This is a genomic window from Cellulomonas sp. plas2 (genome assembly GCF_057221735.1).
Map to the genome: position 1 here is coordinate 2,326,637 of NZ_CM170155.1, position 13,653 is coordinate 2,340,289.

Genomic DNA, 13,653 nt, shown 5'->3' on the forward strand with positions numbered 1-13,653 from the left:
GTACTGACCGGGGCAGGACCGGAGCGCGATCGGGGCCGGTCCCGCCCGGGCCCGGCCTCAGGCGCCCGACGCGGCCCGGTACAGCGGCAGCAGCGCCGTGAAGCGCTCGTCCCACGTGAGGCCCCCTCCGGTGCCGCCCGGGCCGTCCTCGGTCGCCTGGTGCGCGGGTGCGTCCACCGTGGCGTCGGCGAGCGAGCCGGCGAGCACGTCGAGGTACGCGTGCCACCCGGCGCCGTACCCGACGGCGGACACCGACGGCAGCCGGTGGTGGGTGAGCACGAGGCGGGCGCCACCCGGGTCGGCGGTCACGCGCAGCTCGACCTGGGAGAGGTCCTCCCCGGGCCACGTCCAGCCGACGAGGAGGTGCTCCGGCGCGCGGCACGTGCGGATCTCCCCCGCCGCGTGGTCGTCGGGGTCCGGGCCGAGCACGACGTGGTACCGCCCGCCCTCGCGCAGGTCCCCGGTCACCGGGCCGAGCCAGCGCGCGAGGCGGGCCGGCGTCGTCAGCGCCTCCCACAGGTCCGCCGGGTCGGTGGCGTAGGTGCGCTCGAAGCGGACGTCCGTCCGGTCCCCGTCGGGGCGCAGCACCCCGAGCGGGCCGTCGTCGGTGGTGGTCATGGCGGTCCTCCCCCTGCCCGGCGCGCGCGGCGTCCCCGGGCGATCTCGGTGGCGAGAGCGTCCAGCCGCGGCGCCCAGTGCCCGCGCACCCGCTCGACCCAGGCCCCGACCTCGTCGAGCGCCTCGGCCCGCACCGCGTAGAGGCGGACGGGTCCCGCCGCCGTGACACTGACCACGCCGGCCTCGCGCAGGACGCGCAGGTGCCGGGAGGTGGCGGGCTGGGAGATGCCGAACTCGGCCCCGACCGCGGCCGCCAGGTCGCCCGCCGGCCGCTCGCCGGAGGCGAGCAGCTCCAGCAGGCGACGGCGGACGGGGTCGCCGAGCGCGTCCAGCGGGTGCACGTCCCCAGCCTGCCCGCCCCTTTCCTATAACGCAAGGGTTATACGACGCGCGGCCGTGCCCCTGCCGAGGGCGTCAGCGGGCGAGGCAGCTCGGACCCAGGAGGGCCTTGAGGTCGCCGTACAGGGACGGGTCGCGGGCGACGCGGTAGGTGTCGTCGAGGCGCATGACCGTCGCCCGGCCCGGCTGCGTGAGGCGGACGTGGACCTCGGTGACGCCCGGGTGCGTGGACAGCACCTCGCGCAGGCGCTCGACGACGGGCTGCGTGCACCGGGCGACGGGCATCGAGACCACCACCGGCGAGTCGGGGGTGGCCGAGACGTCGGGCAGCGTCACCTCCATGGCCTGCAGCTGCATGGTGTCGTCGCGCCGGCGGACGCGTCCGCGCACCACGACGACCGCGTCCTCGGCCAAGACGGTCGAGTAGGCGAGGTACGTCTCCCCGAAGAACATGATCTCGACGGCGCCCTCGAGGTCCTCGAGCGTCACGGCCGCCCACGGGTTGCCCTGCTTGGACATCTTGCGCTGCAGCGACGTGATGAGCCCGGCGACGACGACCGTCGACCCGTCGGGACGCTGCTCGTCGGCCATGAGCGAGGCGACCGAGACGTCCGCCGCCGAGGCCAGCACGTGCTCCAGCCCGGAGAGCGGGTGGTCGGACACGTACAGGCCGAGCATCTCCCGCTCGAAGGCGAGACGCTGCTTCTTGTCCCAGTCGGGCACGTCGGGCACGGTGACGGAGAAGCCGCCCGCGTCGTCGTCGCCGCCGAAGACGTCGGCGAACAGGTCGAACTGCCCCTCCGCCTCCTTGCGCTTGACCCCGATGACGGAGTCGACCGCCTGCTCGTGCACGAGCAGCAGCGCGCGCCGGCTGTGCCCGAGCGAGTCGAAGGCCCCGGCCTTGATGAGCGACTCGATCGTGCGCTTGTTGCACACGACGGCGGGCACCTTGTCGAGGAAGTCCGTGAACGAGGTGTAGGCGCCCTTGGCCTCCCGCGTCGCGACGACCGCGTCGACGACGTTCGCGCCGACGTTGCGCACCGCGGTCAGCCCGAACCGGATGTCGTGCCCGACGGCCGTGAACAGCGCCGAGGAGTCGTTGACGTCCGGCGGCAGGACGGTGATGCCCATGCGACGGCACTCGCCGAGGTACAGCGCCGACTTGTCCTTGTCGTCGCGGACGCTGGTCAGCAGCGCCGCCATGTACTCGGTCGGGTAGTTCGCCTTGAGGTAGGCCGTCCAGTAGGAGACGACGCCGTACGCGGCCGAGTGCGCCTTGTTGAACGCGTACCCGGCGAAGGGGACGAGCACGTCCCACACCGCCTGGATGGCGCCGTCGGAGTAGCCCCGCTCGCGCATGCCCGCCTGGAAGGGCACGAACTCCTTGTCGAGGATCTCCTTCTTCTTCTTGCCCATCGCGCGCCGCAGCAGGTCGGCCTGGCCCAGGCTGTAGCCCGCCAGGACCTGGGCGGCCTTCTGCACCTGCTCCTGGTAGACGATCAGGCCGTGGGTGATCCCCACGACCTCCTCGAGCGGCTCGGCGAGCTCGGGGTGGATCGGCTCGACCTCCTGCAGGCCGTTCTTGCGCAGGGCGTAGTTCGTGTGGGAGTTCATGCCCATCGGTCCCGGGCGGTACAGGGCGATGACCGCGGAGATGTCCTCGAAGTTGTCGGGGCGCATCTGGCGCAGCAGGGCACGCATGGGCCCGCCGTCGAGCTGGAACACCCCCAGGGTGTCCCCGCGCTGCAGCAGCTCGTACGTCGGCCCGTCCTCGAGCCCGATGGTCTCGAGGTCCAGCGGCGGCTTGCCGTTGGCGACGATGTTGTCCAGCGCGTCGTCGAGGATCGTCAGGTTGCGCAGGCCGAGGAAGTCCATCTTGATCAGGCCCAGCGCCTCGGACCCCGGCTGGTCGAACTGCGTGATGATCGCGCCGTCCTGCGGGCGCTTCATGATGGGCAGGATGTCCAGCAGCGGCTCGCTCGACATGATGACGCCGGCGGCGTGCACGCCCCACTGGCGCTTGAGGTTCTCCAGGCCGCGGGCGGTCTCCACGACGCGGGCCACGTCCGGGTCCGTGGCGACGAGCTGGCGGAACTCCTCGGCCTCGGCGTACCGCTCGTGCCCCGTGTCGAAGATCCCCGACAGCGGGATGTCCTTGCCCATGACGGCCGGGGGCATGGCCTTCGTCAGCCGCTCGCCCATCGCGAAGGGGAAGCCCAGCACCCGGGATGCGTCCTTGAGGGCCTGCTTGGCCTTGATGGATCCGTAGGTGACGATCTGGGCGACGCGGTCCTCGCCGTACTTGTCCGTCACGTAGCGGATGACCTCGCCGCGCCGGCGCTCGTCGAAGTCGACGTCGACGTCGGGCCAGGACACGCGCTCGGGATTGAGGAAGCGCTCGAAGATGAGTCCGTGGCGCAGCGGGTCGAGCTCCGTGATGCCCATGGCGTACGAGGCCATGGAGCCGGCGGCCGAGCCACGGCCCGGGCCGACGCGGATGCCCTGCGCCTTGGCCCAGTTGATGAAGTCCGCGACGACGAGGAAGTAGCCGGAGAAGCCGAGGCTGGTGATGACGCCCGTCTCGTACTCCGCCTGGCGGCGCACGTCGTCGGGCACGGCCCCCGCGTACCGGCGCTGCAGGCCCCGCTCGACCTCCTTGACGAACCAGGAGTCCTCGCCCTCCCCCTCGGGCGTGGGGAACCGCGGCATGAAGTTGGCCTCGGTGTTGAACGAGATGTCGCACTGCTCGGCGATGAGCAGCGTGTTGTCGCACGCCTCCGGCACCTCGGACCACACCCGCCGCATCTCCGCGGCGGACTTCAGGTAGAACTGGTCCGCGTCGAACTTGAAGCGGTCGGGGTCGGCCAGCGTCGAGCCGGACTGCACGCACAGCAGCACCTCGTGGGCGTGGCTGTCCTCGTGCTTCGTGTAGTGCAGGTCGTTCGTCGCCACGACGGGGGCGCCGATCGCCTCGGCCAGGCGGCGCAGGTCCTTGACCACCCGGCGCTCGATCTCCAGCCCGTGGTCCATGAGCTCGACGTACAGGTTCTCCTTGCCGAAGAGGTCCTGCAGCTCCCCCGCGGCCCGCACGGCCTCGTCCCACTGGCCCAGGCGCAGGCGGGTCTGCACCTCGCCCGAGGGGCAGCCCGTCGTCGCGATCAGGCCGTCGGCGTAGGTGCTCAGCAGCTCGCGGTCCATGCGCGGCCACTTGCCCATCTGGCCCTCGAGCGAGGCCAGGGAGGACATGCGGAAGAGGTTGTGCATGCCGGCGGTGGTGCGCGCCAGCAGCGTCATGTGCGTGTACGCGCCACGCGCCGACACGTCGTCCGACGCCTGGTGCTGCTCGCCCCAGCGCACGCGCGTCTGGTCGAACCGGCTGGTCCCCGGGGTCACGTACGCCTCGACGCCGATGATCGGCTTGATGCCGTAGGCCTTGCTCTTCTTCCAGAAGTCGAAGGCCCCGAACAGGTAGCCGTGGTCGGTGATGGCGACGGCCCGCTGTCCCAGCCGCTGCGCCTCCGCGAACAGGTCGTCGACCCGCGCCGCGCCGTCCAGCATGGAGAACTCGGTGTGGACGTGGAGGTGGACGAAGTCGTCGGTCGAGCTCCCCGCGGACACCATGGCGGTCATCCTAGGCGGCGCCCCCGACACCCCCGGCGGGCCCCGCGACACCCCGGCGGGCGTGTCGCGCCGGCCCGGCGCGTCGTCGGCGCGTCGCTCAGCGCCAGCCGGCCGCGAGCACCTCGAGGGCGTGCTCGAGGTCGTCGGGGTACGTGCTCTCCAGCTCGAGCCACGTCCCGGTCCCGGGGTGCTCGAACCCGAGGCGGACCGCGTGCAGCCACTGCCGGGCCAGGCCCGTCCGGGCCGCGAGGGCCGGGTCCGCGCCGTACGTCGTGTCCCCGACGAGCGGGTGCCGCAGCGCCGCGAGGTGCACGCGGATCTGGTGCGTGCGGCCCGTCTCGAGGTGCACCTCGAGGAGGGAGGCGGCCGGCAGCATCTCGAGCAGGGCGTAGTGCGTGACCGACGGCTTGCCGTCGGCCACGACCGCGAACCGCCAGTCCGCGCTCGGGTGCCTGCCGATGGGCGCGTCGATGGTGCCGCTCGTCGGCTCCGGGTGGCCCTGGGCGAGCGCGTGGTACACCTTCTCGACCGTGCGCTCCTTGAAGGCGCGCTTGAGGGCGGTGTAGGCGTGCTCGCTCTTGGCGACGACCATGAGGCCCGAGGTGCCCGCGTCGAGCCGGTGCACCACGCCCTGGCGCTCCGCCGCACCGGACGTGGCGATGCGGTAGCCCGCGGCCGCCAGCGCCCCGACGACCGTCGGCCCGGTCCAGCCCGGGGACGGGTGCGCGGCCACGCCGACGGGCTTGTCCACGACCACGAGGTCGTCGTCGTCGTGGACCACGCGCATGCCCGGAACCGGTGTCTCGACCACCGCGGCCGCCACCGGTGCCACCGGCGGCAGCTCCACCTCCAGCCAGGCGCCGCCCGGCAACCGGTCCGACTTGCCGACCGCGCGCCCGTCGACGAGCACGGAGCCCGCCTCCGCGAGCTCCGCCGCCCGCGTCCGTGACAGGCCCAGCAGGCGCGAGAGGGCGGCGTCGACCCGCTCGCCCGCGAGCCCGTCCGGGACGGGCAGGGCGCGGACCTCGCCGCCGGCGCCGCTCACGCCCCGGCCCGCCGGCCGTCCAGCCCCGTGCCCCGCACCGCGAGCAGCACGACGAGCACCGCGGCGGCGACGATCGCGATGTCGGCGACGTTGCCGACGAAGAAGTTGCCGTAGGCGAGGAAGTCCACGACGTGCCCGCGCGCGAAGCCCGGCGGACGGAAGAGCCGGTCCCCGAGGTTGCCCAGCGCGCCCCCGAGCAGCAGACCCAGGGCGACGGCCCACGCGCCCGAGCCGATCCGGCGCGCCGCCCGCGCCACGACGAGCACCACGACCACCGCCACGAGGGTCAGCACCCACGTCAGCCCCGTCGCGATGGACAGCGCGGCACCCGGGTTGAAGACGAGCTGCAGCCCCAGCAGGTCGCCCAGCACGGGCCGGCGCTGCGAGGTCGACAGGGCGTCCAGCGCCCACGCCTTCGACAGCTGGTCGGCCGCGAGGACCGCAGCGGCCAGGACGACGAGGCCGGCGAGCAGCCGCCGCCGACGGGCCGGGGGCACCGTCGCCGCGTCGGCCGTGGCGCCGTCCGCGTCGACCGGGTCCGTGGCGCCCCCGTCCACCGCCGCGGACGGGGTGGTGGCGCGGGCGTCGTCGGCGGCGTCGGGAGCGTCGGGCACCGCAGGAGTCTAGGTGAGACGCACGACGACCCCGCCGCGGTCCTCGCCGGGACCGGGACGGGGCCGTCCGGTGCTCGTGCGCGCGACCTGTGCGGACGCGCGCCGCGCTCAGGTCAGCGGCGCTCCTCGCGCTGCTTGTCCTCGACGCAGAGCGTCGCGCGCGGGAACGCCTCGAGGCGTGCCTTGCCGATCGCACGGCCGCACTGCTCGCACGTGCCGTAGGTGCCCCTGGCCATCCGGCCGAGGGCGTGCTGGGTCTGGGCGAGCAGGTCGCGCGTGTTGTTGACCAGGGTCAGCTCGTGCTCGCGCTCCAGGGCGCTCGAACCGGAGTCGGCCTGGTCGTCGCCCGCGCCGTCGCCGGAGTTGCGCAGCAGCTCCGACAGCCCCTGGTCGGCGGCGGCGAGCTCCTCGGTGAGGCGCTCGACGTCGGACGTCAGCCCGGCGGCCACGGCGCGCAGCTCCTCGGGGGTCCACGGCTCCTCGCCGTCACGGACCAGCAGCTCCCCCGCCAGCCGGTCGAGGTCCGGCTCCAGGTCCGTCACGGTCGCGCTGCTCAGCGCGTTGTCGGGCATCCACGTCCCCCTTGTCGTCGAAGTCCCGTGACCGTACTGCCGCGGTGCCGGACGCACAACACGGCACGCCCGCGGTGCGGGCGTGCCGTGCTGGTGGCCGTGCTGGTGGCCGTGCTGGTGGTGCTGCGCGCGCGGCAGGAGCCGCGACGGACGCGGTCCGTCAGATGCCGGCGTTCTCGCTGACGCCCTGGCCGCCGCGGGGCGGCAGCGCGCTGGCCCGGTTGTCGAGGTCCCCGAGCAGGTTCTCGAGGTAGCTCTTCAGGCGCGTGCGGTAGTCCCGCTCGAACACCCGCAGCTCGTCGATCTTGCGCTCGAGGAGCGAGCGCTCCTGCTCGAGCTGGCCGAGCGTCCGCTGCGACGTCTCCTCGGCCTCGCGGACGATGCGCGTGGCCTGGGCCTTCGCGTCGCCGACGAGCCGCTCGGACTCCTCCTGGCCGTTGCGCACGTACTCGTCGTGCAGCTTCTGGGCCAGCGCGAGCATGCCGGTGGCCGACTCCGTGTCGTTGCGGCCGCCGGCGGCCTGCACCGGGGCGGGCACGGAGGCGGGCACGGAGGCGGGCACGGACGCGGTCGCCGTGGCACCGGTCGCCGGGGCGACGGCGGGGACCGCCGGGGCCGTCTGGGGCACGGGCGCCGAGACGGGCGCGGGCTCGGGCTCCGGCTCGGGCGCCGCCTCGGCGGCGGGCTCCGGGGCCGGCGCCGCGACGGGGGCCGGTGCCGAGGACGCCACGCCGTCGTGGTCCTCGCCGGCGGCCGCGAGGCGCGCCTTCAGCGACTCGTTCTCGGCCTGCAGCTCCCGCAGGGTCGAGACGACCTCGTCCAGGAAGTCGTCGACCTCGTCCTGGTCGTACCCCTCACGGAACTTGGTCGCCTGGAACTTCTTGTTCAGGACGTCGTCTGCGGTCAGCAGTGCCATCGTCGTCACCTCTGTCGGTCGAACGGTCTGACCGGCGGCTATGGATTCCACCGACCGCCTCGGGCCACGGTAGCGGAGTTTGTCCCGGCCGGACGCCACAGGGGCGTCCCGCCGGCCGTGGACGGGCGCTCCGGACGTGCCGGACCACCCGGGCGGGGACCGGCACGTCCCCACCGCCGTCTGCTGCTGGTGGCGCCCGGCCCTGGACGGGCCGGCACCACCCCTACGAGAACGCGAGGCCGCGCAGGACCCCCATGAGGACCACGCAGGCGATGAACAGCACCGTGAAGGCGAGGTCGAGGCGGATGCCCCCGAACCCGATCGGCGGCAGGACCCGCCGCAGCGCACGCAGCGGCGGGTCCGTCACGGAGTACGTCAGCTCCGCCACGACCAGGGCGAACCCCGAGGGCCGCCACTGCCGCGCGAGCATCTGGACCCAGTCCAGCACGAGCCGGACCAGCAGCAGGAGGAAGTAGACGAGGACGACCAGGTAGAGCAGGCCGAAGAGGAGGCGCACGGTCAGCTCTGGTTGAAGAACCCGGTCCGCGGCGCGGGGTCGGCGGCCGCGGCCACCTCGCCGGCGATCTCGACCGTGGCGGGGCTGAGCAGGAAGACCTTGCTGGTCACGCGCTCGATCGCGCCGTGCAGGCCGAAGATGAGGCCCGCGGAGAAGTCGACGAGGCGCTTGGCGTCCGCGTCGTCCATGTCGGTGAGGTTCATGATGACGGGGGTGCCGCCGCGGAACGCCTCGCCGATGGTGCGGGCGTCGTTGTAGGAGCGCGGGTGGATCGTCGTGATCCGCCGCAGCTCGTGGGAGGGCGCCTCGGGCGTGGCGACGGCCGCCACCGGCGTCGCACGCCGCAGCGGGGTGACCTGGGCCTCGTGCTCGTGAGCCACGTCCGTCTCCGTCTCGTCGGTGGTGGTGCCGTCGTAGCCGTCCGCCTCGGCGCGGTCGTCCGCCAGCCCCAGGTACAGCATCGTCTTGCGCAGCGTTCCGGCCATGGCCAGCCTCTCCTGTCGAGTCCCCGCGTCGTCTCCGCGTCGTGCACCGCACGGCCGGCGCGCGGCTGCTGCCCCGCACGTCCTGCCGGGCCCGACGCTAGCAACGGGCGGCCGCACCGCCCCGGACGACACGCCCGGGCGTCACACGAGCCCGACGACCCCGGCGCTGCGCCCGGTCGCGCCGCCGCCGGCCCGGCGGTACGAGAACTGGTCGGCGTCGGCGAAGGTGTCGACCCCGACGTCCACCACGGACGTGACCCCGAGGCCCGCCAGGACGCCCCGCACGCCCGCGGGCAGGTCGAGCGCCGGCGTGCCCCACGCGGTGGTGGCGGCGGCCGCGGGCACGAGGTCGGCGACCTCCTCGCGCAGGGTGGCCGGCACCTCGTAGGAGCGCCCCGCGACGGCCGGCCCGAGGGCGGCCCGCACCCGGTCGTCCCGGGCGCCGCGCGCCGTCATGGCACCGAGCGCTGCCGCCAGCACCCCGGCCACGAGCCCGCGGCGCCCGACGTGCACCGCCGCGGCGACCCCCGCCGCCGCGTCCGCCAGCAGGACCGGTACGCAGTCCGCCACGAGCACCGCCCCGGCCGTCCCCGGGTGCGCGACGAGGAGCGCGTCGGCCTCCCCGAGGTCGTCCGGCCCGTCCCCCTGCCCGTGGTCCTGGCCGGGGCCCTGCTCGTGGTCCTGCCCGTCGCCGTCCGCGCCGGCGCCCGTCGCGGCGCCGGCGGGCGGCACGACGAGCACCGCCGTGCCGTGCACCTGCCGGGCCCACGAGACGGGCAGCCCCAGCACGCCCTCGAGCCGCCGCCGGTTCTCGCGCACGGCCGCGGGGTCGTCGCCCACGTGCAGGCCGAGGTCGAGGGCGTCCCACGGGGGACGGCTCACGCCACCACGCCGCGTCGTGAACGCGGCGACGACGCCCGGCCCGAGGTCGACCCGCCGCAGCGGGACCGGCGCACCCGTCCCGTCCGGCCGGCGCGACGTGAGGGGTGCCACCGGCTACTTGAGGAAGTCCGGCACGTCCAGGTCGTCGCCGCGCTGGCGGCGCGGCTCGTCCGTGAACGTGCGCGGCACCTCGAGGGCGCCCGTCACCGGCACCGGCTCGCGCTCCGGCGAGAGGAAGCCGGGGACGTCCGACGGCGCGGGGCTCACCGGGACGGGCCGCGTGGTGGGCGCACCCGTCGGGGCGGCGAGCGGCGCGGCCGTGCGCGCGATGTCCTCGCGGTCCTCCAGCACCGGGCGCGGCGGCACCGGCGGCGGCGACGGCAGGGCCCGCGCGGCCGACGACCCGCTGACCTGCCCGAGCGCGCGGGCGTCGCCGCGGACCGAGGGGCTGCCGCTGTCGAAGCCGGCGGCGATGACGGTCACGCGCACCTCGTCGCCGAGGGAGTCGTCGATGACCGCGCCGAAGATGATGTTGGCCTCGGGGTGCGCCGCCTCGTGCACGAGACGCGCGGCCTCGTTGATCTCGAAGAGGCCGAGGTCGGAGCCGCCCTGGATGGACAGCAGCACGCCGTGGGCGCCGTCGATGCTCGCCTCGAGCAGCGGGGAGCTGATCGCCATCTCCGCGGCCTGCACCGCGCGGTCGTCGCCCCGGGCGAAGCCGATGCCCATGAGCGCCGAGCCCGCGTCCTGCATGACCGACTTCACGTCGGCGAAGTCGAGGTTGATCAGACCCGGCGTGGTGATCAGGTCCGTGATGCCCTGGACGCCGGACAGCAGCACCTGGTCGGCGGAGTGGAAGGCGTCGAGCACCGAGACCGAGCGGTCGGAGATCGACAGCAGGCGGTCGTTGGGGATGACGATGAGCGTGTCGACCTCGGCGCGCAGGGCGTCGATGCCCGTGTCGGCCTGCACGCCCCGGCGGCGCCCCTCGAACGTGAACGGCCGCGTGACGACACCGATGGTGAGGGCGCCGAGCGAGCGGGCGATCCGGGCGACGACGGGGGCGCCGCCCGTGCCGGTGCCGCCGCCCTCCCCCGCGGTGACGAAGACCATGTCCGCCCCGCGCAGGACGTCCTCGATCTCCTCCATGTGGTCCTCGGCGGCCTTGCGCCCCACCTCGGGGTCGGCACCGGCGCCGAGACCGCGGGTCAGCTCGCGACCGACGTCGAGCTTGACGTCCGCGTCGGACATGAGCAGGGCCTGGGCGTCGGTGTTGATCGCGATGAACTCGACCCCCTTGAGGCCGACCTCGATCATGCGGTTGACGGCGTTGACGCCGCCGCCGCCGATGCCGACGACCTTGATGACCGCCAGGTAGTTCTGCGGAGCTGCCACGTGGGGTGCCTCTCGTCCGGGTCCGGTGAACCCTCACCTTCAGGTGGAGGGTTAGAGTTATGTCAGGTGCGCTGCTGCCCGTGACGCTAGGTGCGGCCCCCGCCGGGTTCAACGACCGCCGCGCGCGTGTCGGCGATCGGTCGCGCGTCAGCGCGTGATGGGCATCGTGGGCGCCGACACGTCGTAGACGGTCACGCCCGCCGCGTCCGCCGACGCCCGCAGCGTGGCGAGCACCGCCGCCTTCAGCGCCGTGCCGTCCGCGCTCCCCCACTCCACCGCGACGCCGTCCCGCAGGCCCAGGCGGACGGTGTCCTCCGTCCCGGCGCTGACGTCGGCGACCTGGGCCAGCAGGTCCGCGGGCAGCCCCTCGAGGACGCGCAGGACCGCGGCCAGGACGCGCGGCCGGCCCACGGGGACGTCGACGACCGGCAGGCCGTCGGGCACGTCGTCCACGCGCCCGACCTGGACCCCGTCGGTGTCGAGCAGGACGAACCCGCCGTCGGCCTCGGGCACGGCGGCCGCCGGCTGCCGCGCCACGAGCTCCACGGCCAGGCCGTGCGGCCACAGCCGCAGCACGCGCACCTCGCGCACGCCGGGCACGTCGAGGAGCTCGTCGCGCAGCGCGACCGTGTCGAGCCGCGGGAGGGGGACCCCGCTGCGCGCGGCGACGACGGCGTCCACCTGGTCGACGGCCACGACCGTGCTCGCGCCCGTGACCCGCACCCGGGCCGGGTCGAGCGCGAGCACGGGCGACCAGAGCAGCACCCATGCCACCGCCGCCAGCGCGACGACGCCGCCGACCAGCGCGGCGACCTTCCGCCGCGCGAGGGTGCGGCGCAGCCGGACCCGTTCGGCGAACCTCGCGGCGGACCGCGGGGAGACGACGGGCGGTTGGCGCGGGCCGCGCGCCGGGGGCGGCGGGACCACCACCTGCGGCGCCGGGGGCTGCGGCCGGACCGTGGCCGGCGCGCCCGGCCGCTCTCCCGCCGGAGCCCGGGTCGCGGCGGACGCGGGCGCCTCGGGCCGGGCGGCTGCCGGCGCCGGCGGCCGGATCGGCGGGGCGGGCAGGATCGGCGGGCCGGTCGCGACCGGCGGGGCGGGCGGGACCGGCGGGGCGGGAGCACGAGGGGCCGTCCGCACGGGCACCGGCCGCGGGCGTGGCGGCCGGGCCGGGCTCACGCCGTCCCCCGCCCGTGCGTCGTGCCCCCGTCGGCGGCAGCGGTGCCCTCGGCGAGCGCCGCGAGCACGACGGGAGCGAGCTCGGTGACGTCCCCCGCACCGACGGTCAGCAGCAGGTCTCCCGGCCGCGCGGCGGCGGCCACGGCGAACGCGGCGGCGGTCCGGTCGGCGACGAAGGCGGCGCGTCCGGGCGTCGGCACCGCGTCGGCGACGAGGGCACCGGTCACCGTCGGGTCGGGCGCCTCGCGGGCCGCGTAGACGTCGGTGACCACGACGACGTCGGCCAGGTCGAAGGCCTGCCCGAACTCCTCCGCGAAGGTCCGCGTGCGGGAGAACAGGTGCGGCTGGAAGAGCGCGAGGACGCGCCCGTCCCCCGCCTCGGCGCGGGCCGCCCGCAGGAGCGCCGCGACCTCGGTGGGGTGGTGGGCGTAGTCGTCGACGACGCGCACGCCGCCGGCGCTGCCGCGGTCCTCGAAGCGGCGGCCCGTCCCGCGGAAGGACCCGAGACCGGCCGCCGCCGCCTCCGGGGCGACGCCGACGCGGCGCAGCGCGCACCACGCGGCGGCCGCGTCCAGCGCGTTGTGGACCCCGGGCACCGCCAGGAAGAGCTCCACCACCGTGCCGTCGCGCCGGTCGGTGAGCCGCACCGGCCAGCGGCGTGCGCCGTCGACCGTGCGTGCCGCGCCGGGCTGCACGGCGACGTCCGGCTCCCCGGTGGCTGCGCCGTCGGTGGCCGCGCCGTCGGTGGCCGCGCCGCCCTCGTCGATGCCGTACGTGGCGACCTCGGCGCCGCGGGTCGCGAGGGCTTCGCGCGTGCGGGCGACGAGCGCGGCGGACCCCGGGTCGTCGGCGCACGCGACGAGCAGCCCGCCGTCGCGGACCCTGCCCGCGAACGCGACGAAGGCGTCCTCGAACGCCTCCCGCGTCCCGTAGTGGTCGAGGTGGTCCGGCTCGACGTTGGTGACGACCGCGACGAGGGGGGCGTAGGCGAGGAAGGACCCGTCGGACTCGTCCGCCTCTGCGACGAACACCGGTCCGGCGCCCTCGCGGCTGCCGCCGAGGGGGCCGTCGGCCGCCAGCACCGTGCCCCCGATGGCGAACGACGGGTCCGCACCGGCGGCCACCAGCGCGGCGGCGACCATCGCCGACGTCGTGGTCTTGCCGTGCGCGCCGGCGACGGCCACGGCGTCCCGGTCCGCCATGAGGGCGGCCAGGGCCTCCGACCGGTGCAGGACGCGCCGGCCGAGCGCCCGCGCCCGCGCGAGCTCCGGGTGGTCGGCGCGCACGGCGGAGGTGACGACGAGCGTGTCCGCGTCGTCGGCGTGCGCGGCCGCGTGCCCGACGTGCACGGCGACCCCGGCGTCCCGCAGGACTGCCAGGGCGGGCCCCTCCTTCGCGTCGCAGCCCGAGGTCGGCACCCCGCGCGCGGCGAGCAGGCCCGCGACCGCCGACATGCCGACCCCGCCGACG

The 13,653-nt window shown here is 75.4% G+C and carries 13 protein-coding genes; all 13 read right to left on the reverse strand.

Annotated elements, in window-relative coordinates:
* Positions 1 to 57: 57 nt before the first annotated feature.
* The 13 genes from AC2TDM_RS10460 to murC all read right to left on the reverse strand — a co-directional run bounded on the left by AC2TDM_RS10460 (position 58) and on the right by murC (position 13,637).
* Positions 58 to 618, reverse strand: a complete 561-nt coding sequence (locus AC2TDM_RS10460) for an SRPBCC family protein (RefSeq protein ID WP_484634567.1) — start codon at positions 616 to 618, stop codon at positions 58 to 60.
* Positions 615 to 959 (reverse strand): ArsR/SmtB family transcription factor, encoded by a 345-nt coding sequence (locus AC2TDM_RS10465; RefSeq protein ID WP_484634568.1) that lies wholly within the window; start codon positions 957 to 959, stop codon positions 615 to 617. The genes AC2TDM_RS10460 and AC2TDM_RS10465 overlap by 4 nt, the downstream gene beginning before the upstream one ends.
* 73 nt (positions 960 to 1,032) lie before the next feature.
* Complete coding sequence (dnaE, locus tag AC2TDM_RS10470) at positions 1,033 to 4,578, reverse strand: DNA polymerase III subunit alpha (protein ID WP_484634569.1); 3,546 nt, start codon at positions 4,576 to 4,578, stop codon at positions 1,033 to 1,035.
* Positions 4,579 to 4,675: 97 nt separating this feature from the next.
* Complete coding sequence (locus AC2TDM_RS10475) at positions 4,676 to 5,623, reverse strand: RluA family pseudouridine synthase (RefSeq protein WP_090030291.1); 948 nt, start codon at positions 5,621 to 5,623, stop codon at positions 4,676 to 4,678.
* On the reverse strand, positions 5,620 to 6,237 hold the full coding sequence (locus AC2TDM_RS10480; protein ID WP_484634570.1) for a signal peptidase II: 618 nt from the start codon (positions 6,235 to 6,237) through the stop codon (positions 5,620 to 5,622). The genes AC2TDM_RS10475 and AC2TDM_RS10480 overlap by 4 nt, the downstream gene beginning before the upstream one ends.
* Positions 6,238 to 6,350: 113 nt before the next feature.
* Positions 6,351 to 6,809, reverse strand: coding sequence for a TraR/DksA family transcriptional regulator (locus AC2TDM_RS10485; protein WP_484634571.1), 459 nt, complete (start codon positions 6,807 to 6,809; stop codon positions 6,351 to 6,353).
* A 160-nt stretch (positions 6,810 to 6,969) separates the two neighbouring features.
* On the reverse strand, positions 6,970 to 7,725 hold the full coding sequence (locus AC2TDM_RS10490; RefSeq protein WP_090030539.1) for a DivIVA domain-containing protein: 756 nt from the start codon (positions 7,723 to 7,725) through the stop codon (positions 6,970 to 6,972).
* 223 nt (positions 7,726 to 7,948) lie between these two features.
* Positions 7,949 to 8,242 carry a YggT family protein gene (locus AC2TDM_RS10495; RefSeq protein WP_090030287.1) on the reverse strand — a complete coding sequence of 98 codons (294 nt, stop codon included), beginning with the start codon at positions 8,240 to 8,242 and terminating at the stop codon, positions 7,949 to 7,951.
* 2 nt (positions 8,243 to 8,244) lie between these two features.
* On the reverse strand, positions 8,245 to 8,727 hold the full coding sequence (locus AC2TDM_RS10500; RefSeq protein WP_090030285.1) for a cell division protein SepF: 483 nt from the start codon (positions 8,725 to 8,727) through the stop codon (positions 8,245 to 8,247).
* A gap of 141 nt (positions 8,728 to 8,868) precedes the next feature.
* The gene (locus AC2TDM_RS10505; protein ID WP_484634572.1) at positions 8,869 to 9,720 is read right to left on the reverse strand and encodes a purine nucleoside phosphorylase YfiH/LACC1 family protein; all 852 of its coding nucleotides are present in this window, start codon (positions 9,718 to 9,720) and stop codon (positions 8,869 to 8,871) included.
* Positions 9,721 to 9,723: 3 nt separating this feature from the next.
* The gene (gene ftsZ, locus AC2TDM_RS10510; protein ID WP_090030281.1) at positions 9,724 to 11,004 is read right to left on the reverse strand and encodes a cell division protein FtsZ; all 1,281 of its coding nucleotides are present in this window, start codon (positions 11,002 to 11,004) and stop codon (positions 9,724 to 9,726) included.
* A gap of 147 nt (positions 11,005 to 11,151) precedes the next feature.
* Positions 11,152 to 11,934, reverse strand: coding sequence for a cell division protein FtsQ/DivIB (locus AC2TDM_RS10515; protein WP_090030538.1), 783 nt, complete (start codon positions 11,932 to 11,934; stop codon positions 11,152 to 11,154).
* 245 nt (positions 11,935 to 12,179) lie between these two features.
* Positions 12,180 to 13,637 (reverse strand): UDP-N-acetylmuramate--L-alanine ligase, encoded by a 1,458-nt coding sequence (murC, locus tag AC2TDM_RS10520; protein WP_484636440.1) that lies wholly within the window; start codon positions 13,635 to 13,637, stop codon positions 12,180 to 12,182.
* Between the last annotated feature and the right edge of the window lie 16 nt (positions 13,638 to 13,653).